This is a genomic window from Anaerobiospirillum sp. NML120511 (assembly GCF_023050955.1).
In the GTDB taxonomy this organism is placed as follows: Bacteria; Pseudomonadota; Gammaproteobacteria; order Enterobacterales; family Succinivibrionaceae; genus Anaerobiospirillum.
In genome coordinates, this window is the sequence record NZ_JALKIK010000011.1 from 36,472 (window position 1) to 59,966 (window position 23,495).

9 protein-coding genes, 1 tRNA gene and 2 pseudogenes are annotated in these 23,495 nt (G+C 50.7%); 10 read left to right on the forward strand and 2 right to left on the reverse strand.

The window, feature by feature from the left end; all coding sequences use genetic code 11:
• The first annotated feature begins 700 nt into the window (after nucleotides 1-700).
• From MXE39_RS04820 to MXE39_RS12935, 6 genes and pseudogenes are all read left to right on the forward strand, one after another.
• Entirely contained in the window at nucleotides 701-2,617 is a 1,917-nt protein-coding gene (locus MXE39_RS04820) for a SurA N-terminal domain-containing protein (RefSeq protein ID WP_246978381.1), read from the forward strand.
• Between the two features lie 3,053 nt (nucleotides 2,618-5,670).
• The gene (locus tag MXE39_RS04825; RefSeq protein WP_246978382.1) at nucleotides 5,671-6,102 is read left to right on the forward strand and encodes a MerR family transcriptional regulator; all 432 of its coding nucleotides are present in this window, start codon (nucleotides 5,671-5,673) and stop codon (nucleotides 6,100-6,102) included.
• A 788-nt stretch (nucleotides 6,103-6,890) separates the two neighbouring features.
• A pseudogene (locus MXE39_RS04830) lies at nucleotides 6,891-7,448 on the forward strand (EscU/YscU/HrcU family type III secretion system export apparatus switch protein).
• 445 nt (nucleotides 7,449-7,893) lie between these two features.
• A tRNA-Ser gene (locus MXE39_RS04835) sits at nucleotides 7,894-7,984 on the forward strand.
• A 1,470-nt stretch (nucleotides 7,985-9,454) separates the two neighbouring features.
• Nucleotides 9,455-10,936 carry a hypothetical protein gene (locus MXE39_RS04840; protein ID WP_246978384.1) on the forward strand — a complete coding sequence of 494 codons (1,482 nt, stop codon included), beginning with the start codon at nucleotides 9,455-9,457 and terminating at the stop codon, nucleotides 10,934-10,936.
• A gap of 1,281 nt (nucleotides 10,937-12,217) precedes the next feature.
• Nucleotides 12,218-12,553 (forward strand): annotated as a pseudogene (locus MXE39_RS12935) (hypothetical protein).
• On the opposite strand, the gene MXE39_RS04850 reads toward MXE39_RS12935, so the two are convergent.
• Nucleotides 12,513-13,430, reverse strand: coding sequence for a flagellin (locus MXE39_RS04850; RefSeq protein WP_246978385.1), 918 nt, complete (start codon nucleotides 13,428-13,430; stop codon nucleotides 12,513-12,515). The pseudogene MXE39_RS12935 and the gene MXE39_RS04850 overlap by 41 nt on opposite strands.
• 555 nt (nucleotides 13,431-13,985) lie before the next feature.
• Between MXE39_RS04850 and MXE39_RS12940 the strand changes: the two genes are divergently transcribed.
• From MXE39_RS12940 to MXE39_RS04860, 3 genes are all read left to right on the forward strand, one after another.
• A complete protein-coding gene (locus tag MXE39_RS12940) occupies nucleotides 13,986-14,114 on the forward strand; it encodes a hypothetical protein (protein ID WP_281503482.1) in 129 nt (42 codons plus the stop codon).
• A gap of 812 nt (nucleotides 14,115-14,926) precedes the next feature.
• On the forward strand, nucleotides 14,927-15,106 hold the full coding sequence (locus MXE39_RS04855; protein ID WP_247073824.1) for a hypothetical protein: 180 nt from the start codon (nucleotides 14,927-14,929) through the stop codon (nucleotides 15,104-15,106).
• A 20-nt stretch (nucleotides 15,107-15,126) separates the two neighbouring features.
• Nucleotides 15,127-15,327 (forward strand): hypothetical protein, encoded by a 201-nt coding sequence (locus tag MXE39_RS04860; RefSeq protein WP_246978387.1) that lies wholly within the window; start codon nucleotides 15,127-15,129, stop codon nucleotides 15,325-15,327.
• 1,230 nt (nucleotides 15,328-16,557) lie between these two features.
• On the opposite strand, the gene tsaB is transcribed toward MXE39_RS04860, so the two are convergent.
• A complete protein-coding gene (tsaB, locus tag MXE39_RS04865; RefSeq protein ID WP_246978388.1) occupies nucleotides 16,558-17,295 on the reverse strand; it encodes a tRNA (adenosine(37)-N6)-threonylcarbamoyltransferase complex dimerization subunit type 1 TsaB in 738 nt (245 codons plus the stop codon).
• Nucleotides 17,296-19,033: 1,738 nt separating this feature from the next.
• Between tsaB and MXE39_RS04870 the strand changes: the two genes are divergently transcribed.
• A complete protein-coding gene (locus MXE39_RS04870) occupies nucleotides 19,034-22,771 on the forward strand; it encodes a hypothetical protein (protein WP_246978332.1) in 3,738 nt (1,245 codons plus the stop codon).
• The last annotated feature ends 724 nt before the right edge of the window (nucleotides 22,772-23,495 follow it).

The following is a 23,495-nucleotide window of genomic DNA, read 5'->3' on the forward strand; positions in this document are numbered from 1 at the left end:
CCTGCGGCCAACACGCCAGCCTGATGCTTTCTAAAACCAGCGGCTCAAATATATACACAGGATGCGTTCACTGCCTGAGGCCGGTTTAAATCTGCCTGACTCAGTACTGATGTGACCTGATAAGCTGGCGCTCTGTATTTGTGTAAGTCTCGTGCGTTTGCAGATCAGGAGCCAGCAGCTCTGAGCCCCACATGACGGTCATGAGTATAAGGCAGCTAAGCAGGCGCTCATTAAGCACTGCTATAGTGTCCTTTGCTGACCTGACAGCAAAACTCCTGCAGACATGGCTGCCAGGACTTACAGGTCATGACAGCCATGGCCTGGGTGTTATGAGAGCGTAGCCCGCAGCTGAGCCCGCACCTGTCGCCACAAATCGTGACCGGCATCTGAACACTCATGCCCGGGCCTGACTGTACTGAGCCTGTCACAGGTGATGCTTTCTCTGCATTGCTGCAACTGGCATGAAGTCCGGGTTTATGGACCATGGCCAGCTTTTATATGGTACGGGGCTATGCTAATATTTAGCCCTGCTGCAAAACCGGGCCAGTGCCCGTTATCAGGCAGCTTTTTTTTTATTGTGTTAGTGGCAGTTCATCATCAGCACAGTTGCCAGCAGATCAGCAAAGACCATGTTCTGCTTTACTCTGAGCGTGACTTTAAGTTCTGGTCAGGCACGGTGATGAATTGCGGGGAAAAGTTGATGTTATCGGACAAATTACGCGACGGTGCCAATTCCAAGGCCTTTAAGACCTTGCTTGCCCTGATCATTGTTTCTTTCGTGCTCACCGGTGTGGGCGGCTATTTAATCCCAAGGCTCAATACTGATCCTGTCACCGTAGGTGATTACAAGATTTCCGCCAATGAGTGGACCGATCAGTACAACCGTCAGGCCAACCAGCTGCACCGTATTCCTAACGGCTCAGATCTGCTGGAAAATCCTGAGTACGTCGCCAGCCTCAAGAAGCAGGTTCTGGAGCGCATGATCGACAATGTTGCCTTCAATGCTGCTGTATGGGATATGGATGTACGTATTGGCGACGAGCAGGTACGTGATGTAATCCGCAGAAGCCCTGCATTCCAGAAAGATGGCCGCTTCAATAACGAGCTCTATCTGGCCAGCGTTCGCAACATGGGAATGAACCCTGACTATTACGGCGAGCAGCTGCGTGTTTCTCTGATGACCGAGGCTGTTGCCCGTCCTGTTATCACTGCCTCAACCATTCCTCTGCCATTTGAGCTTGATAATGTAGCCCGCATCATTTCCCAGTCCCGTACTGTGGATCTCTACACTGTTGATGCTGCTGACATTGAAAAGGGCATTACCGCCAGCGACGAGGAAGCAAAGGCTTTCTATGACGCCAACCACAACAGATTCATGGCCCCGGCCACTGTACGCTTTAACTACCTGCTCCTGTCAGTAAATGATCTGCGCAAGGAAGTTGAAGTTACCGATGAGAAGCTTGAAGAGTACTTCAACATGTACTCTGAGGACTTCACCCTGCCGGAGCAGCGCCGCGCAGCTCACATTGTTATCCGCAAGGGCAGCAAGGATTACGACAAGCGTCTTGCCGCTGTTGAAAAGGGCATTAAGGACGGCAAGTCCTTTGCTGAGCTGGCAAAGAAGTATTCTGATGACAAGGCCACTGCCTCCAAGGGTGGCGACATGGGCCTGTTCTCACGTGGTGAGATGGCTGCCAATCTGGATGCTGCCGTATTTGCCATGACCACTGCAGGTCAGGTAAGCGACCGCATTGATGATGAAACCGGCGCTCACTTTGTAAGCCTCACTGAAATTGTTGAGCCTCATGCTCCAGAGCTTGCTGCAGTCAAGGACAAGGTCAGGGACGCCTACATCACCGCTCAGGCCCGCGACCTGTACAACCAGCGTGTTACCACCATGTCTGACCTCTCTTTTGAGAACCCGGACTCTCTTGACGTAACCGCTGAGGCTCTCAAGCTTGAGATTAAGAACTCCGGTCTGCTCGATCAGGGCGATACCAAGGCTGCATGGCCTCTGGACAATGCTGCAGTACAGGGTCTTGCCTTTAATGAGGAAGTTTACAACTCAGGCGTTAACAGCCAGGTTATCTCCATCGATGATGACAACTCCATCGTAATCAACGTTACCGAGCACCACGACGCTGCTCTGCGTAACTTCGATGAGGTTAAGGCCGATGCCGTCGCCATGGTCAAAAAGGACAAGCTCAATGTTGCCATCAATAAGGCTCTTGAGAAGGTCGCCATGGCCGTCACAAAGGATGAGAATGCTGCCCTGCCTGAAAACGTAACTGCCAGAAAGGGCGTTGTGCTCTCTCCATCTGTTGATGCCGTAGGTCCTGAGTTCAACCAGGCTGTATATGCTCTGCCAGTGGACACTCAGAAAGCCTGGGTGATTGCCTCCAACAACGGCACCGAGACTCTGGGCGTACTGCGCAAGGTAAGCGAGCCTTCTGCTGAAGACCTCAAGACCTATGCCGAGGTTATGAACGTTCCTTACGCCCAATACCTCAACATGACTGTCCAGAACAGCCTTAACCGTCAGGCCCGCACCCTCAATGACATTGTCTACAATGACGAGGCCATCAACCTGGTAACCAGAACAGCTGAGCAGGAATAGTTCCGCTCTCACTAACACTTTCATCCGCCCCGGCCGCAGGCCGCGTGGCGGCCCGGGCCGGACAGCTTTGCTGCCGGCCCTTTTTCATTTCCCCACCTCCACCGCCATCATAATCTGCCCTGACCGCAAGGCAGGGCACTACCCCGCCTCTGGGGACCAGAGCATCCCAGCAAAACCTGCCATGCCATCAGTCGCGGCCGAAGCTCCAGAATATTAGAATGCATCCATACTGAATACACCTTGTACTTACAGACTGCATCGTGCACGCGCACTGATGCTGCTGGAGACCATGGCAAGGTTTTACGTAGTATGTCAGTTACAGGCAATGGTGCCGCCCTGGTGACGATACAGGGACTCTCTATGAGCTGTGCCCAGCATCAGCAGATAGACTGAGCACGGGATGTCAGAATGTTTTACCTGCAGGGTCAGCTGCAACTCTCATGAAGCTGGCCTGCGGTCGGACAGGTTTGCAGACTTGCAGACAGGACACAGTATGGCCGACTGCGCTGTATGGATTACCGTGAGTCCAGCTGCGCTGTCTGGATTACCGGGAGGCCGACTGTGCTGTATGGATTACCAGGAGGTCGACTGCGCTGTATGGATTACCGTGAGTCCAACTGCGCTGTATGGATTACCGGGAGGCCGACTGTGCTGTATGGATTTCAGCGGGACTGACTGTGCTGTTTGGATTACCGGGAGGCCAACAGTGCTGTTTGAATGCAGGTCATAGTGGTCCTGCAAATGTGCCAGCAGGAAGTGAGCTGATAGTGGTTTCCTTAGAAGAGTGGCAGGACTTACGGGCCGGGGGTGGGCGATTATCACATTGACGGGCCATATACAACTGCAGCGGACTGCCATGTCAGTCTTGCCTGCTCAAGGAGCCTGGCAAGTTTTTGCCTGGTTTTGCTCACATTTATCAAGGTATTTTCATGCCTGTATTGAACATTATCAGCTTGTATGGAAGTGTTGCGATGACGGGCGCAGTTACCGGGTTTTTAGGCTTTTGACCGCATAAATTCAGCACTTTTCAAAAATTATGGCTCATAATCTGTCATTAAAATCCCTGCCTTTCAACCAAAAGTACTACCGGGTTTTCATACCCGGGATAAAGTCCCTTGCACAGGCGATCGAAGCTGAAGAGCTGCTAAGAGAATATTAAACCAAATGTGCAATTCGTGCATTTAGCCTCAAATGTGCACAGTGCCTGATAAACTGGCTGATTTTGGCCTTATATGCGTTTGCATTGCACCATTTTTGACCGTGCCGTGCACCTTAAAAATGAGGCACAGATCGCAAGATTTTTTGATTCTTGTCCAACAAGTGGACAAATCTCATGACAATCAGGGCATATTAAGCAATAAAACGCAAGTAACTTACTTTTGTTGAACCGTCCTTGCTCCCCATAAAGTCGCACAAATTTAAAGTCACATATCTGCAAAGCCAGCTTTAATGTATGCTTATTCACCGCAATAAAACGCAACTTCCCTGACTTTGCAAAATTTTACGCATGATATTGGCGTATTGACGAAAAACCGCAGAGACTTTTAGAATCACGTACAAATACTTAGTTCTATCTGCCTTAACTTACAGGCTTAATTTGTTATCTATAGACAGCAGAACATAAAGACCCGTCAGAGCTTAATAAGGTATCAACAGTACCGGAGCTCAGACTGACGACCACAAAATCTGCTGCAGCCTCCGTATTTGTACCCGCATAACTCACAAAGGGTACTGGTTAGTGATTCGGGAAGGCTCAAACATCTCAACACACTTGCATACCACAAGAGATCATTTTGAATAATGGGCATCAGGGTTAACTACAGGCTCAATGGCTATAGCCTGAAAGATTAATCCCGGGGAACTGGATCCCGGATCAGTTGCATGGCCACAGCAGAACTTCCATGACATAGCCAATGCTATGGCCTCAGATCATACGAGAAACGGCAATGCCCGGGGGCATGAGTGATGCCAGTTATGTATGTACTGCATGGCCATTAAGCTCATACGTTGAGGGCTTTCTAACGACAGCCACTGGTGCACTCATGTGCAGGTGCTTTCCTGCACAGCCAGTCAAACGTCGATAGTGCCCTATGTGTCTGCTGCATACTGCATACTGCCTGTACATACTACATACTGCCTGGCCGCTGCTGCCGGCTCTGAGAGCATCATACCGGCGCTGCTGCGCTTGTGTTGTGTTATCAAACACTGAGGATTACTGGCTGTTAATGATTTATTCAAATTCTCTCCAGGAGCATGGCTCGACCAGCTCCGGGCGATTTCTGCGCTCCTGAATGAGCGCAGCTGCCTGCAGTTTTTCTTTATGAAATTCGCAGCTGTGCTCCAAATCGCAGATCAGACATCCGGCATGGTAAAGCATAAGGAGATACGTGCCTGGTATGACAACAATCAATCTAATCAACCAGTGCCAGCAATGGCACTAAAACACAGAAGGTAACAAGATAACCTGCCATTCTCTGGCCGGTATAAGAGTATTTTTACATCCCTGCCTGCCAAGCAGGACCAAATGGCTCTGTCTTTCTGCCAGGAAGAGCCTGATTTTCCCATTTAACACCCCGTTTTGAGCATCAGTGCCTAACCCTGCGTGTACCCATAACAATATTCACAAAGGCCATGGCCATAACGGTAAAACAGTGACGGAGACAGTGACGGAGACAGTGACCGGGACCGTGACACTGCCCTAGTCAGTGACCGGGACCGTGATACTGATCGAGTCAGTGACCGGGACACAGTTACAGTGCCCTCCCTCCTGTATCAGCTGACTGCTATGCATGAAGTTACATACAGGTCCAGGATGTCTCACTTACCGCCACAGTTCCCCCGTTACACCCACTCTGTATTCATACCTGCGCAGGCACCTTGCACACAGGTATGACAGTAAGCTGCAGAGAGCTCACAAACGGGCGCACCAGGCATCAGAGTACGAGATGCTCATCAGGTGCACAGTCCGTATACTTATGCCGGAATACGGACTGACAGCCGTTATGCCGTGATCTGCTCTCAGTTAAGGGAGCTGCGGTAAAGGAGGTAATAATATGTACTCAATGAAACAGGCATGTGAACAGCTGGGCATTAACTACGACACTCTCAAGTTTTACTGTCGTGCCGGTCTGGTTCCGGATATCAAGCGCAACAGCAACAACTATCGCTATTTCAACGATGAAGACATTGCCTGGATCCGAGGCCTGCTTTGTCTTAAGCACTGCGGCATGGGCATCAGGGAGATGCGCTCCTTTGTAGAGCTGTGTCAGCTGGGCCATCAGAGCATTCCAGAGCGTCTGCAGATTCTGTCAGAAAAGCAGAAAGCCCTTAAAACTCATATCGCCGACCTCAAACTGGCCCTGGACTTTATTGAGTACAAGCGCCGCAGCCTGAATGAGGCTCTGGAAAATCAGCAGGATGCCACCATGCTGCTTACCTCGGACAACAACGAGAAGTTCCGCTTCAGCGAAAACCGCATGCGCTAACGCGTCACAAGCACAGGCTGCCTGCATCAAAGAGGACCAGGCAGCACTCTTCCAGCATAATGCAGAAGTGAAGCAATGAACTAATGAAGTAGTGCTCCGCCAGCTGGCAGACTAATGCTGCCGTCGTGGCACAGGCCACACGCTAACCAGTACTTTATGTAAAGTGCCCACGTAGTAAAGTGCCCTCTTAGTAAAATGCCCACGTATACCATGGGCATTGCAGGCGCTTTAGCTGGCAAAATACATATCATTATGTAAAGCACAGGCCAGTATTATCGTGATTACATGGGTAAGACTGGTCGTTTTACCATATATTATGTAAAGCATCATGAACCACCTGGTCAGAACCTCATACGCAAGTTCAGTGTCGATTAAGATGCTGCTGGTGGCGGATGTGGAAGGACGCAGTATGGTGGCAGGTCATTGGCCCAGAGCTGACTGGTGGCAAACAGTGGGTACAGGTTATGCTTTATTTGCTGTTATACAAAGCACTTATGCTATGAAGTCAGCGCACGTTGACAGTTCACGGCTGGCGCTGCGCAGGGCATGCCGGGCCTCAAGTGAGGTCTGAAGCTTAAGCCTGAAACCTGTCGCTGAAAAAAATCAGGGGCCGACACCAGCCAGGGTGTCGGCCCCATTTTTTCGGGCCCTGTATTTGTCATTCAGCATGCAGGAAGAATCCCTTCGTGTTTGCTAAGGCCAGATTTGTTATGGCTATTGCCCGATGGCATGCATGCCCGCCTGCTGTGTTATCTGCAGCTAATCCAGGTGGTATATAACTAAAACGTATTAACCATCTTCTTAAGCAGGTTGATCGATCTGACGTTATGTCTCTTGTGACCCTCTGCGGACAGATGACGGTAGCCCTGCTCCTCTATACCCTTACAGCATTTATTGTAATTGCCCTTTTTGACTGGATATTCACCAGATACCGCTATACAAAACAGCATATGATGTCCATGGATGAAGTAAAGCGTGAGTATAAAGAACAGGAAGGCGATCCTCATATAAAATCTAAAAGAAAGCAGTTACACAGAGAAATGCAAAATCAGTCTAAACTCGACCGTACCCGTAAAGCCAAGATACTTGTGGTCAACCCAACCCATTAAGCAGTAGCCCTTGATTACGACAAAGAGAAATGCCCACTGCCATACATGCTGGCAAAAGGTGAGGGTGATATGGCCAGGCGCATGATCGAAGTTGCCAAGCAGGAGCGCATTCCAATCATGCGCAATGCCCCTCTTGCCAGAGCTCTCTTTGCTGAGGGCAATGAAGAGGAAATCATACCTTCAGACATGCTCATGCAGGTGGCAGAAATCCTGCGCATCGTAATAGCCATGAGATAGCCATAAAAGCTATAAACAGGGTTCTGTTCCATGCCTGCTCACAAGCACAATGCACTGGCATGCAATTGGAGGCGTGACACGCTCTGCATTCCGCTTTTCATGCCTGCATTCATGCAACCGGTATAACAGCCTGGCTGTCATCAGTCAGCTGGGCACAGCTGGAGTCTGAAGATGCATGTCATTGACTGCTGATAACTACTGCAGCACAACCTGCGTGGAGCCGCAGCACAGTGGTGCGTGTGACAGCTGCAGGTTTCTTTCTGAAAGTCCAGGCTGCCCATGTACTGAAATTTTCCCTGTGCATTGGCCTGTTTAAGCCATTTGTTAAATTTATGGAAAAAGATTTTTCAAAAAACATAAAAAAGCGCTTGCACATGAACGGAAATTCTATATAATGAGCACCGTTCCAGCGACTGAGCCTGATGAAAAGGTTCTTCGCAAGTGCGGTGAGATGTCCGAGTGGCTGAAGGAGCACGCCTGGAAAGCGTGTATACGGTAACTCCGTATCGGGGGTTCGAATCCCCCTCTCACCGCCATAATTATGCAGCGTCGAGCTGCTTTTATTTTATCTGCCTCATAGATACTACATTTCAAACTTCAGCTTCGGCCCCAACCCTGCCTCAGTATCAGTATCAGTATCAGTTCTTCCCATCACCTGCTAAAGCAGTTAAGCACCTTCCATTCCCCTCGCCATCCCCTCCTCATCCCCTTGTAAGCTCCTCGCGGTCCCATTGCCATTCCCTCGCAAGCCTCTTGCAAGGCCGTCGTCATCCCTCGCTATACCAGCGCAAGCCACTCGTCATCCCTCGTCATCCGCTTGCAATACCATCGAGTGCTCTTTGTCTTACAGCTTAATGCCCCCTGCATTCAGGCCAGCCAGCGCAACTTTTCCGATATTTCTTTCGTACACCCAAGCCGCCTCATACCATGCTGCATGCTGCAGCATGCAGCGTCACTGGCATCAATGCGTCTGCCATAATGGGGCCTACACCATTCTTCAGATAAATGCAGGTCATTCAATGCAGCCTGGAGTCATCTTGTATACCGTCCATGACGTATTTGAAATCCCCTTTGAACTCTAATCTGCGGCGGCCGCGCTCTGCACAGGAGGCATAACAGGCCCGGGCAAATTGCAGCAATGATTATAAAAACCCAGTTAAGCCAAGGTATTATGATTGTATCGTTACCAGTAACATAAAATCATTCAGATAGCTCAACAGTACGGCAATGTTACGTAACATATACTTGATACAGCCGCTCAATTTGTACGCTGAAAACGTTGTCATTTGCACTGGTTTGGATCTTTTCAGACATTTTTAGTCTTAAGACTGCTCATATTGGGGATATTGTGTTGCAAAGCGCAGCGCTATGGCTTAAATTAGCGCCCGCTGCCCGCAATGACTGCCCGCATGTACTGTACTGACATCCTGATCTATCTGGAGCACAAAGCAGTAACTCATGAGTGGAGCTGGTTAATGGCAGTGAATAATTTCTCTCTATTTTGTTAAGTATTCTTATGGGGCGTGCCACTGGGCACCTGATGATGCTTCAAAAGATGACGGGCTTTTACCCTGGTTCATGCATGCTGTAGTCAGTCATATCTTACGGCTGGCTAAGACCTGTACAGTGGGCATTCGCTGTATCTGACGAGCATGAAAAGGCTTACATGTGAGCTGTAACTCATCTTTGAATCAGCATTATGGCATTCATGCCATAATAACGCTATCATCTAACAGCTGCCTGAAAAGGTGCGCCGCATATTAAGCAGTATGTCAACCAGCTGCATTATCAGACAACTGCGCCCCTGTAAGCTCCACAAAGTTCTTAAGGGTTAATGAATCACATACTGAGCAGCCAATCTGCCTGACAGGCACAAGGGCATGCCATACCGGTCCGGAGTCCGGTTAAATCAATACATAAGGCCATGGCTGCGGTTTATCTGCCATGACACATGCTGCCCGAGCCTGCTCTCTCTTTAACAGGGCCGGGATTCAAGTTTTAGCTTAATGGAAGTATCTGCTGCATACTTCCCGGAGCACAAGAGCTCCATTTTCGGTTTTTCTTTTATGAACAAGTTTTCTTCACTGTCTACTAGCGTCCTGCTGGCTCTTCTGACATCATCGGCTGCCGTTGCGGCATATGCCAGTGGTGCAGAGACTATTTCCAGCCGCACTACTGCACGCTCAACCGACAGCACTGAGAGTAACAGCCAGCGCCAGGGTGCAAGCCGCGCCCGTAACCCTGAAGAGGACCTTGAGCCTCATTCTCTTCCTGTAATTAATGGCACTTATGGTCAGCTCAGCAATGAGTTCATTATGACCTCTGAAAATGGCACCTATATTGCCATGGCACCGGCATCTGCAAGTAAGGATCCATTCCTTGAAGACCTCGATGACAGTCTGGAGCCGGATGCAGACGGGGCTACACCTGCCCCGCACGGCTCACTGGACTCTTCATCCCTGCTGGCATCAGCTGCCGCCCCTGCACCGGCTCCAGCCAATGCTCTGGCTGAGTCTGCAGCAAAAAAGGGGGCACTGACCTCTGACGAGATTATCAGCAAGGAGCAAAGATCAGACAGTAACAAGTCAGCTGAGGATAAGAGCTCTGCCAGCAGCACTGTCGCTGCAGGCAACCTGCAATTAAGCCTTAAGCGCTGTGATCATGTTATCGCCCTTAACCCTGAGCAGATGACAGCTCAGCTGCCTCAGGCAGCAGCGCAGCCTGCCCCGGCTCCCGGCAGTGTAGATGATCTCAGTGGAGTTAAATCACTGCTTCCGTCAGGCTCCAACTACAATAGCTTAACTGACAGGCCTGACGGTGCTGACAGTAAATCAGCCCTTGCCGGCATGGTCGGATCATCAGACAAAGGACAAGTCAGTGGTTCCGGTGATGCTGACGGCTCTTCAGACACCATGGACTCAGATATGGCTTCACAGGGCCGTCTGAGTGTTTCCTTTGACTATCCTGAGGATATGAAGGAAAGCTATATGGTGGCCGGTGACTCAACTGTTATCAGCTACAGCTCTGATAAGACCAACTTTATGATAACCCTTAAGGTTACTCCTCTTGATGAAAGCCAACCGCTTTCCTACAAGGAGTTCCGTGATGGTCTGCTCAAGCGCTTCAGAGACAAGGAAAACATGCTCTATGGTGAGTACGAAGAGGTCAGAGCACTGCGTAACACCTCTGAGGCCATAGAGTGGCAGAACAAGAACCCAAGCGTTTTTGCTGCTCCTATTAACCCTCACGATCATTATATGGAGCTGGTGTTCTACGCATTCCTGAAAAAGGGCGAGGACGGTGTACTTCCTGATATGCAGAACTACTTCTATGAGCGCAATATCGTAAGCCACAACACCATGGCTACCCTGCGCTGTGAGCTGGTAGGGCGTCAGGTACAGGCCGCCAATGTCAAACAGCAGTTCGAAACCCTCAAGCCTGTTTTTGAGCGTATTCTGGACAGCTACCGCTTTGACTTTGAGTACTGATGTACTCAGGCGAACCGGGCACCCCCGTTCTAAACCACATAATACCTGTGCTTTCAGGGCCGCTATCCATATGGATAACGGCCCTGATGCTTTATAAAACCTGAAATATAGAACCTGAAACTGTCCTGCCAGTCTGCGCAGTGAGCAATACCTCTTCAGTAGCACTCAACACCATACTGAACCTGCCCTGCCATACCCTGCCACACCCTGCCACACAGTCACATCCCAACAAGATAGCGCTCTCAATTTCTGATATCTGAATGATTACCCTCTCTGCGGTCAATCACTTCATAAGCACAGCTATAATGCCCATACCCCCACAAGCTGAGCGAAATTCCCTGCTGATAAGGTACACAGTTTCTCATGACCACAGCAGCAAGAACAGTTTCTCCTGACCACAGCAGCACGAACAGTTTCTTCAATCCGCTTGCAAGACAAAGAACTCCAGCTTCTGGCCTGCCTGTCCCCAGCAGTATCAGTGCTCCTGGATTCTCCAGAAGAAACAATCAATACACAGCAGCTCATATGGCCTTGCCACTGTAGCAGTCAGGACTAATGCAATACAAAATTGTATATGAAGAAACGATACAGCTTATCCGGCTACGATTAGACTCACGCCTGAATTCACAATCTCTCTTAATCGCCTCCCCAATACACTCTACAAATCCATACATAACGCATTTACTTCCTTTGCATATTTCTTAATATTAAATATGAGTTGCATGAGCGGCGGAGCTGATAATAGCTTTGCCATGTAACTGATGAGCTGTCTGACTTTAAAATGTTAATTTTTTGTGTAAACAACTTTGTTTATACATTAAATTTTTCCAGCTCTAAAAATCCTGTTATCCATTGAGGCAGTATGCTCCAATAATGTGCATATTTTGCTACGCAACTACATGCCACCTACACAATCCCCCATACAGATCGCATAAACAACTATTACAAGAAAATGATAACATGTATCTATTAGATATTGACATGCAAGATTTGTATGGTAAAGTGACCATCACAAATTTAATGCAGAAATAAAATTACTGTGTAAACGATAATATAACAAGTTCCGCCGGTGCCCCGTCTCTGTGTGTGAGGGCGGGTTCCACAACACCGGCGGCATCCTATCAGCAGAGCTTGCGGCTCTGAGCTGTGCGCCACAGTTATAAGGCGCAGCAGATGAAAAACCCCTCAATCTGCTCTAATAAAACGAAAGACGAAACGAAAAACGTGGCTGCAGGGGATCTGCCATGATCCCCTGTCGCTTATTAACATAAGAGTACTATCATGGCAGTTTATGTAAATACCAATGTGTCCTCCCTTCATGGAAGATGACAGCTTAATAATGTACAGAATCAGCTTAGTACAAGCTACCAGCGTCCTTCCTCTGGCATTCGTATCAATTCTGCAAAGGACGATGCAGCGGGTCTTCAGATCAGCTCCCGTCTGACCTCGCAGATAAACGGCCTTGATTACTACGCGTTAATCAACAAAAAAGCCCTGAGCTTCGATGAGCGCAGGGCCTTTTATTTTCAGCTCAGACTGGCTGAAAAGCTGTATAAAAGTATTGTAAATCGTCAGATTAGCCTAACAGGGACAGACCAAGCTGTGGACGGGTGTTAGCCTGCATGAGCATGGAGGTAGCTGCCTGCTGGATGATTGACTGCTGGGACAGATTTGCTGACTCTTCGGCGAAGTCTGCGTCACGAATGCGGCTGCGGGCATCAGACTGGTTGGCGGAAACGTTTGCCTGGTTGCGGATTGAACTCTCCAGTCGGTTCTGGATTGCACCTAGTCCAGCACGGGCAGCATCGACTGCAGCAATCATCTTGTCCATGCCTTCAATAGCACTTTGAGCAGCATCAGCGCTGGAGAATGTAATTACATTGTTAGTCTTTGACCAGTAGCCCTTAAATGCATCTTCCTTAACATTAGCCATGGAAAGGATCTGTGAGAACTTGACGCCGTTTATATCGAAGCTAATTACGTCGCCCTTATTTGCGCCAACCTGTAAGGTAAGAGTACCAAGCTCGTTGCCCTTGGCAGCTGCTGCCTTGGAGAACATACTGTCGCCGCCAGCACCATCAAGAACCTTCTTGCCGCCGAAAGTGGTCTGCTGTGCAATACGGGTAATTTCCTTTGAAAGAGCAGTAGCTTCTTTAGAAAGAGCCTTGCGGTCATCCAGGGTGTTAGTACCGTTGGAAGCCTGAACAGCCAGGGTACGGATCTTCTGGAGCATGCCAGTAATCTCATCCATACCACCTTCAATGGTCTGAGCCAAGGCGATACCATCGGAGCTGTTACGGTTACCCTGATTTAAACCATTAATCTGAGTAGTTAAACGGCTGGAGATCTGGAGGCCGGCTGCGTCGTCCTTGGCGGAATTAATTCTCAGGCCAGAGGAGAGTCTTTGATATGTAGTTGTGAGCTGTCCCTGCACATTATTGAGATAGCGGCGGCCATTTAAGCTGGACACATTGGTATTCACATATACGGCCATGAGAGCCTCCTTATTCGTCTAACAACCATAGATAATTCTTACAAATGAAGCATGGACCAGAACTTCGCTTCAAATAAGATCACCACTCTCAACGCAAAGCAAATAGATACTGTTATTTTTACGATTGAAAATGTAATTTTCGCATGAACTGACCTTTACACAAAAATTATAGATACAATAAAGGCACTGTATTTTCTAAGCATTCATTGTAATAAATCCTACTTATAAGGCATTTATCATCTACTTTTTGCTCAGAACATTACGATTTGCGATTGCAAACTTATTTCATAGATTTAAATATTAATGACACAGAAAATAATCCACCAATGACAGCTCCAGGCATAATCACGAAGGCCTCCTCCTCCTCCAAGTGTTCCTCAGCGTCTTTGACAGTCTTATCTAAGACCTCTATGCCCTCACAACGACCATGAGCTAATAGCCCGCCCTAACAGATTAAGCCAACATAAGCTCATATTGCCAAGCCTCAACGAAGCGTTCCAGACCTTAGCCTGTAGACCTGCACTTCTTAATTCAGCAAAGCGGCCGCATGAAATCATGAAGAAAGAAAGACAGGACCATAAGCCCGCATTTCCAGTATGCCCAATCGACCTTGCTACACCTGAGTCCCCTAAAGAGACAAAGCCTCAGACAAACCACTATCCCCATGTTGCTCATTCCAGCTGAGTGGCCGCAGCAAGTGATGGACAATGGCTGCCCAGATATGAAGCACGCTCAGAAAGGACGGTAAATCTCAATGCATGAGCATGGCCCCATAAGAGGCAACTCCTCAGATAAGGCAGTATCTCCATGTTGCTTACTCAACCTCATTGGCCGCATCAGATAATGGGGTATGGCCCGCCAGACAAGAAGACGGCAAAGAATGCACGTCAACCACTAAGCATCTGCAGCCGGGGCAAAAGACAGCTGGTCATCTGAAAGGCACTGTCCCCATATTGATCGTTCCTGCTATACGTATGAATAAGCTGCAATGGGTTGCTCACCACATCTCAACCACGCATAGAGGCAAATGACCATTAGCCACCTGTTGAGCCGCCTTGCAGACAAGCATGCCCTGCCTGATGCGAGTAGACGGACGGGCATTAGCCTGAGTGGCTGCATAAGACTTCTGCCAGTGGATGTGTGGATGTATGGATGAATGGACGGATGGATGAATGGATGAAGGAATGAATTATGAGGATTGGCACATCAGACCTTATGAGGCGAGGCGTGCCTAACTGACGGGATGAGCTGCCGGGCCCTTGTTGTGGCTTTTGAACACCGCGCAAGGCTGCGAAATACAGAACTGAATGATCTTGAGCTGCCCGTTACAGGTTTCTGCTGACCTGGAGTGACAAATGGCGCTGCAAAGCAACGCATTGTAATGCATCTATGTGATCTGGGATAGGGAGAACATGTGCAGGTATGACTGTAAGGCAAAGGTTTGCTGATTTGAAATGCAATGATGGCTGATATTAAATGGGAGGTTCAAGTGAGCTATGGATTCGGTTCAACGCAATCGTTTGCAGGGGAGGAGCACTGATCTTGCAGCACTCATAGTCTTTGTTCTGGAAGTTGCTCAATTTGAAAATGCGATTAATACGGGGTTTTTCGTTTGGATTGAGCTATTTTGGTGGGATTTACGCACAATCATGGACGGCAATATTTGCCGGATATAACGGATTTTCAGGGTCCGTAAATGGGAATCGGTGTATCTATTTCGAGCCTGTATATGCACGCCTGCCGCGCGATAGAGCACTTGGCGGCAAAAATTGTCGCAAATCGTATGCAGGAGAGAAAAGTTAGGAAACCGCCAGAATATGGGATTTTATCTGGGTTAGAAATGCAGGTGAAAATTAGGGAGGAAAGAAAAATTTGGAAAAAGATTAAATTTTTCTGAATCCAGGCCGTCTCTATACTTAGAATGCTGAGGGTCCATATTCCTAAGTCCAAAAACCCCCAGCCACTGAGCAGATCGCTCAGGAGAGATCTTTCAATCGAAGTTAATCTCCGATTGTAAACAGTGCAGGTATTGCAGTACCTGCCGCATTGTTTTCAGGCAATGCACAACTGTTATTCTGTTTGCGCATCAGAGCTTGCTCTGATGCCACCCCTCTTAGTGCCCCAGCGCATTAAGAACTTCTCCTGCCTGTTACAAGTCAGGGTTCTCTGCATCGACTGAGAGCTCCAATTCCTCACGCCTGTTCCTGGCGTAAAAGCATTTCAATCAATCCAGATTCTTGTTCTGAGGCCCAGACCAGAGGTCTGTCTGAAGGGCAATGTGGCGCATCTGAAGACCGATATGCAGTCTGCAGCATGCCTAAGAAAGCTGTTAAGGATGATCTTCCTGAACGTACCTGTCTTAGGAACAGTATATCCATATGAAAAATGTGTGCCATTTTTCAAAAATACTTTACTTTGCAACTTTTGTCCTGGCTCCATTCCCCTCATGTTGCTTTAAAAGCCCTGTTTTATCCAATTCAGAGCAACAGTCCTTAACTCGCAACCACCCTTTCATATCATCATTCCCGGACAAACTTCACTGCACAACCGCCCTAAAAGACCTGGCTTTACCTGGCGGCTCTGCGGCAAATTAATACCTGTCCAAAGGTTAATATTGCCATTTTGTCCCGTGAAAGAATTGCCATTGTATGGGCTTTATCACCTGCCATTTCTTACTGACTGAAGCGTGGAGTTAAGCACACTGCTGCGTGGTTGAGCGCGTCAGCTCAATGGAATGGCTGAAGGGCGACCTGAGATCAGTTGTCCGGTATAAGGAGGATCAGCATGCCCGTGAGCAAGGCTGCTGTAAGATGAGTGGCTGGAGCGGAAAGGAGTTGATTTGAGTTGAGTTGAGCGAGTCGGACTGCTCCGGGCATCTGTATCTGCGACAGAGCAGAACGGTCTTGAAAGGCAGGAGCCAGGCAGCAAGTAGAAAGGGCAAGATGATGCTACATTGCATTGCCTGCAGACATGGCCAGGTCCAGGAACTGGCATGGGGCAAACCATTGCTACCGCACAGGAACAGGCCTCAGCTCATGCCCCGGCATGGGACGTAGCGTGGGTACATGCCCTTGCAAGGCAGCTTGTGGCTGTCTGAGCGGTCAGGCTGCCATGGCTGTAGGGGATGCTACTGCTCGCCTATCTTCTTCCAGGTGACCTCGTTGCGGCAATAAAGAGGCTCAGCCAGGGCCGGGTCGGTGAGATTCATATCACCAAGGCGTGAGCACATGATAATGGCGTCAGCCTCAGGATAGAGGTGAGTCTCCTCTGTGCTCAGGTCAGGCAGGGACAGATCAGGTCTGGCTGAAGCAGCCTCCTTTAGAATAGCCATTCCGGTACCGCCGGTTACTGTTACCGCTCCGGCTTCCACTTTGGACAGCTCTCCGGCAATCAGCTCAAGAGCAGCCTCAGGCCTGATTACCTGCTCGGCAAGCACGGTACTTAGATTATTGCCGTCGTACCGGTACAGAGCCAGATAGACCTCGCCCATGCGGGCATCAATGCAGGACAGGCCATAGCAAGGATGCTCCATGGAGCCCTGTGCAACCATCTGCTTTACAGTAAGCAGCTTGAGGTCGCTGACACCAAATACCTTTACATCAAGACCAAGGGCCAGAGCCTGAGCTGCAGAAACAGCAATACGCACACCGGTAAAGGAACCAGGGCCACTGCCAAAGGCTACACAGTCTATATCGGAGCGCTCTACACCGTTTTCCCTGAGGAGGTCATCAATCATGCCCAGAACCAGACTGGCATGCTTTTGTGGAGCCACCTGACCTTTGTAGAAGATCTTATCTCCGTGGCTCAGGGCTACCGAGCAGTTCTCGGTAGCAGTATCGATAGCTAAGACTGTAGTCTGGCTCATGATTAATCCCTTTGAAGGCAGATAAACAATGCAGCTGCGGGCTGCTCCCGGGCTGCGTAGCTGACGCGCCGCTGAGAATAATAGCACAGCGCTGCCGGCTTTGATCTTTGCACAAAAGTCAGGTGCGTGATAACCTTTTATACCGGTCAATGAGCCAGAGATTTCTACAGATCCAGTCTGACAGCTGCCAGTCCACTATTTCATATGGCTGCCCGGTCTGACAGACGGCTGTCCAGTCTGACAGTAACCAGTACCGGTTCTGTACAGTCAACTGATAACAGGGCTCATTACCTATATCTGCTTAACAGCAGCTTTCTGCTCAGCAGACACTCTGAAACCGTATTACGCTGCACCATATCCTGCTGGCAGAACACATCACACCTCTTAAATTTTTGTCACCTTAATCAGCAACCCACTGTCCTGATGCTCACTGATGACTCTGCATGCATAACAGCAAAACACCATCAGAGCCATCAAATGCGACTGCAAGGTCATATTTCTGGCCTGTGCTCCGGCCTGCGGCCTGCCTGTTCAATGACAGCCTCTGTGCTGTACAACAGCTGGCGCCAATGACCCCATGAGCTAATGAACCATGCTGCAATGCTGCAGTATTGACCATGTGCAGCACTGGTGACATTTTATATTGCACCATACAGATTACTATCCGAGCCTCTGGCATCAGGGCATTTCTACCTGTTTACTTTGCCCGCCCGCGCAGTGCCCCCTTTGCTGCGTTTTCAGGGTTATACCTGCCAGACGGAGCTTTTGTGCATCCTGACTGCAGTTCAGGACCATCCATTGTAGTTCCCCATCACACCATAGTTTAAGCCCGGCACTCAGGGACAGAGAAGATCTGCCCTTGGTCTGCCGTCTTTGCTCATGCCCAAAAGGCGCCCGGCCACTGTAAGTTGCCTGAACACAGCTCAGGCACGACTGACAGCAGCTGGTGCTCATTGCCCGGGGCAATCCCGGAGCAAAGATCAGCAGTATGCAGTACTGGAGTTACACAGACAGAGCGGCATCGACCATGTCACCGGTGCATGTCTCCGTGGTATGTGTATTAGACATGTGTCTGGGGTATGTGTCTCAGGCATGTGGCCGGGCATGCCGTAAAGACTGAGCTCCTTGCAGATGCAAATGCATGAGTCCATGCATGCATGTAAGAAGGCAGTCAGACAGACGGATGAGGTGAGACAGCATTCGGGGAACATACATTGAGGCCCTGGGGCCGGGCTGATGTGACGGATGCATTCGATTTTTGATTATCAGGGTGGCTAGCTCTTCAGGCCACCGCTAAGGACAGCTTAAGCCGGTATTGCTAACCATAAAGGTCTTCACTTGTCTTCAGGCACAGAGTACGGCCTTTATAAAAAGCAATACTGGCAAGGCAATAACAGTAAAACGAAAAACAAAGCCCTGCTGTTATACACCCGGCAGATGCTCTTTCCCGTTTCATGACCCGCCCCGCCTGAAAACAGGCCAGTCTGCAACTGAAAGTCAGGCTCGAGGTTCTTTTCAGACCCTGTGACCTGGGCATATGGACAATTCATGTGGCATGGGCATATGGAGCGCCCCTGTGTCCTGAGTATGGCGAGACTCTGTCATGTCAGTCACGGCATCAGGCAAGGCTGCAGCCATGCCCATGACCGTTCTTGCCATGTCAGAGGGATGAGTATCTGCTGAGCAGCCGGTCTGTTGTGCGCCGGGCAGGACCACAGCCAGGGATTAAGGTTTAAAGATGAGCAACTTACCGTCAAAGCGTTCTGAAGAATCAGCCGTCAGCAAGGAAAAGAGCGACGGCTCCTCTGTCCATGACAGCGCCCGCTCCTCAGTTCTGATGATGGGCGAATATCAGGTAAAAGACCTTCATCAGCTAAGGGAACACTTCAATCTGCAGTCTATTCTGCGCGCCTGGTACAGTGGAGAACTTATTGAGTTCTGCCTTGTCCACCGTTTGGCCGTAGAGTACCGTGCCCTGTTGCGCCTGAAAGATGCCGGGGTGCTTACCAGTCTTGAGCTCAGCAGCCGTCTGTGCCGTATCTTCGGTGTCCATCGCTATCCCATGGAAATACAAAGTGAGCTGTCCCATGATCAGCTGTGCGAGGATGTCAGAATCATTGCCGCCCGCGACAGCAGTGCCCACATGTACTTCAAAGAACATGAAATGCATGAGTCAGCCCGCTATGCCACCAGTGTACGTACTGACTTTGTTAAAAGCGCCTGGCACAGTGCTCAGGTTTCACCTGTTATTGCCGCAGCGCTGTGCGATGAGCAGTACTCGGAAATGGGCTCCAGAATAGCCAGCACCGCTCCTTCATGGATGCCATCTCTGGAGCCCGTATTCCCGCCTCAGTATGCAGTACCGTCACGCAAGGACCGTCTGCCACACCACAGGAACAAAAACAGCTACACAGTGCAGCGCCGTCGCATGCAGCCTGTAACGGACATACTTGGCAACCGTGACAGCAACCCTGTTGACCCGCGCTTTCTGCCAGCTCAGGAGCTTGCAGCCGAAAACCAGCACAGGCACACTGACAGCCTGATAAAGCCCGTAACTCCCTGTGCAGCCACAGAACCAGGCCAGGCAATATCCAGTACGCCCACTGCACACGCATCTTCCTGCTCATCCTATGGCGACCTGCCGGCTGGCACAGAACATCCCGGGCTCTCAAATCCGGCCGCCTCAGCTCATGACGCCTCATGCCCGGCTACATTAAACAAGGATGGCAACGGCTCATCATTATCTTTTGCTTCAGAGTCTGCAGCATCAGAGTCAGAGTCAGGGGCAGATCCATCGGCTGGTGCTTCAATGACAGAGTCCTTAGCCCCATGGGACTTAAATAAGGGCAAGGTCAGCACTGACAAACTTCCTGACCCTGCCGACAGTGCTCCGCAAGAGCAAAAGACAGCTGATGAAGATGAGCAGCCTGCTTTCAGACTGCGAGCTGGCACAGCCTATCGCTCTATACGACAGCGCCTTATCGACAGCCGCCGTGTCTATAATGACAGCATTCTGGTACGCCGTGCCCAGGCTGACTTCAGCCCACGTTATGCCTCCATGTTTGCAGAGCCCAAACTGCCTCCAGTGCACATGCCTGAAATTGAAAGCAGCATGGACCTGTCAGATGGGCAGCCAGAAGAACCAGCACCATCCAGCTCAGCTGGCACCGCAACAGCAGCTGCAAATGCAACGGCTGGAGTAAATACATCAGCCGCCAAAAATGCAGCAGCCGCAGCTGCTCCATCAGCTGATGCTGCACATACTGGCTGCGACAACTCAGACACTTACTCAGGCTCCCCTGCAGGGGATCATGGTGCACGTAACCCCGAGGCTGTAGCCGCCACTGCCGCAGCTCATGCAAAGTCATCTGCTAATGCCCATACAGAGAGCTCTTCAGGAACCGCTACATCATGCACTGCCTCTGCCCCCGTCTGCTCTGCACCTGTTTCCATAGCCGCTGGAGAGGAGTCTGCCTCTGTGGCAGCAGCCTGCGCCGATACCGCCGCTGCAACTGCAAATGGAACTCATGCCGACAACGCATCTGCTGACCATCATGCCGATAATGCCACGTCAGCCCTTGCTGCTGCAGCTCCCTCCGTCAGCGCCACTCAGGACGGTAAGACTGATAACCAGCCTGAAAAGCGCAAGCGGGGACGCAAGCGTATTCACCCTCTTGCTCCTGCCAAAAGCTACAAGCCTGATGCGGCTGTTATGGAGTCATGGAAACGCCTGAAGGCATCTGCTGAATATAAGGAAAAGCAGCAGGACATTGAAAAGCGCCGCGCCCTTGAGCCTGAGCGCTTTGGCCCTGAACGCAATGCGCCTTCCCTGTCTGCCAGTCTGTCTCTCAGGTCAAAGTCCCCTTTGCAAAAGGAATGGGAGCGTCATGAGGCCGCCCCACGCCTTGATAAAGACGAACTGTACAGTGAGATTGACCGCCTTACCTGTGCTGACCTTGAGCCATATTATGACGCCAGTTGCAGCGCCCACGACAATAATAGCCCTGATGCCAGTCATGACAGTAACTGCAGTGGTCAGGGTAATGCAGATAACAGCATTGACCTTGAGAGCCTGATTGCAACCATTGTGAACCTTAGCGGACCAGCACAGCCCCAGGTCCCCGCTGACTCTGATGCTCTCAAGACCAACAACAGCCAGAGCGCAGATCCCCTGCCCGCCGCAGCAGGCTCCACAAACCAAAGCACAGCCTCTCCCATGGCAAGTGAAGACAATGCTTATGCTGATGCCGTTACTGCTGAGACCTATGCTGCTGATGCTGTTACTGCTGAAACCTATGCTGCTGATGCTGATGCTGCCGTTACTGCTGAGACCGATGCTGATGATGATGTTACTGCGGATACTGATACTTCTTATGAGACTGACAAAAATACAGGCCTCCTTGCTGTTGACACTGAGCCAGCCCACGAGCCACCGTCCCAGTCCAGTCAGCAGCACGGGACTGATGACTGGCCAGCTGAGCAAAAGCCTGCTGAACACATGAGCTGTGCCGCAGACGGAGCCAATGGCACTGCCCCTGTCCATGAGCGCTCTACCGGAGGTGACACAGGCGTGCGTAAAGACGGCGGCACTGGCCCTGTCCATGAGCGCACTGTCGGAGCTGACATAAGCGCTCGTAAAGACGGAGGCGCGGGCCCTGTCCATGAGCGCTCTGCCGAAGCTGACATAAGCGCTCGTAAAGACGGAGGCGCGGGCACTGTCCATGAGCGCTCTGCCGAAGCTGACATAAGCGCTCGTAAAGACGGAGGCGCGGGCACTGTCCATGAGCGCTCCTGCAGGCCAGGTACCCTTGCCATGTGGGACCATCCTTATGGAAGGATTCAAACTGTGGTGGCTCAGGGTGCCGCAGGTCATGACTGGGCTTACGCCAATGAGCACAGCATGGAGCACGCAGCCGCATCCGAAAAACTGGAGAGAGGCAGTCCCTGTACATTTGTGACCGTCGATCAGCGCAGCTTCAGCTACCGCATTCATGGCTTTGAAACAGGTGTTATGGGACTGCCGATACCTCCTTTTAATGAACAGACGGTCAGAGAAATTCCCGCAGACTCTGCTGCTGCCAGCTGCCGGTCTGCTGTCTCAAAGAAAAAGTCTTATGAACCCCGCTTTAACCCTGACGGCACTCCTGTGGTCAAAAGAGGTCGCGGCCGCCCGCGCAAGCATCCACCCAGAACAGCCGATAGCCCAGGTGCAGCAAAGGCTCATGGTCAGGCCATGTCAGCCAGCCACGGATCTGCTGACAGTGAGGCTGCCCGCAGGGCAGCCCGGGAACACTTTGCCTTAAAGGACAGTACCCCTGACCCTCATGAGCAGCAGCTGGCCAGCCTGTATAAAAGTACTTTTACCAGCCTGCACGCTGCCGGACAGCAGGAGCTTGAGCTGCGTGACAGACTCTATCGTATGAAAACCATGCGCTCGCATGTACTGCGCCCCTTTGAACCAGACCTGAACGAATGAGACCCGATCTGACCGCCTGTCTGCAAATATCCTGTACCCACGTCTGAATCCATACCGGCTGTGGCATGCCTGTGCATGCTGCAGCTGCTGCTGCCATACCAGCTGCCGCTACGAGCACTTCAAGGGATCCGGCCTGTGGATTAGCCTGGGCCCCATGCTACACAGCATGGCTACTGCCGCATTGCCGTGCCCGTCCTCATGCTACGCAGCAGGCAACAGCCTGATTGTCGCTCCCTGTTCCATGCCCAACAGCAGGCCACAGCCATGTTGCCTGCTACCTGTCTCTTGCCCCATGACCTGGGGCATGGATCAGGCTGTGTATGGAGCGTTGCGCGCTTTTCCACTAAAATGCACAGATAATCACGCTTACAAGCATGTGTGCAGCAGCTGCCCGGCATTGAGCACAGCTCCATAATTCAGCCAGCAACACCTGCACACCGGCTTATGGCCATAGGCTGCGCCAGGCAGTCCCTGTCGAGTACCTGGAAAGGTCATGTGCCATGCTCCGGAATGTGCTTTGCCAGGTCATGTGCTTTGTCAGACCATGGACAGAGCGCCGCTATGAGCGTGGCCTGTTCATGGCCAGAGCCCGGCTGTGAGCCTGAGCATGGCCATGCAATGGTCAGTGTCGGCCATGGCCTGCTGCTGCCAGGTATTACCTGGTCATGCTCTGCCAGGACATGGACGGCAGGAGCGGCAGCGGACAGGCCGGAAGCAATGGTTA

Coding starts and splice junctions, on each gene's coding strand:
- MXE39_RS04820 (WP_246978381.1), top strand. CDS start 701: ATGTTATCGGACAAATTACGCGACGGTGCCAATTCCAAGGCCTTTAAG.
- MXE39_RS04825 (WP_246978382.1), top strand. CDS start 5,671: ATGTACTCAATGAAACAGGCATGTGAACAGCTGGGCATTAACTACGAC.
- MXE39_RS04840 (WP_246978384.1), top strand. CDS start 9,455: ATGGAAGTATCTGCTGCATACTTCCCGGAGCACAAGAGCTCCATTTTC.
- MXE39_RS04850 (WP_246978385.1), bottom strand. CDS start 13,430: ATGGCCGTATATGTGAATACCAATGTGTCCAGCTTAAATGGCCGCCGC.
- MXE39_RS12940 (WP_281503482.1), top strand. CDS start 13,986: ATGAAGAAAGAAAGACAGGACCATAAGCCCGCATTTCCAGTATGCCCA.
- MXE39_RS04855 (WP_247073824.1), top strand. CDS start 14,927: ATGGATTCGGTTCAACGCAATCGTTTGCAGGGGAGGAGCACTGATCTT.
- MXE39_RS04860 (WP_246978387.1), top strand. CDS start 15,127: ATGGGAATCGGTGTATCTATTTCGAGCCTGTATATGCACGCCTGCCGC.
- tsaB (WP_246978388.1), bottom strand. CDS start 17,295: ATGAGCCAGACTACAGTCTTAGCTATCGATACTGCTACCGAGAACTGC.
- MXE39_RS04870 (WP_246978332.1), top strand. CDS start 19,034: ATGAGCAACTTACCGTCAAAGCGTTCTGAAGAATCAGCCGTCAGCAAG.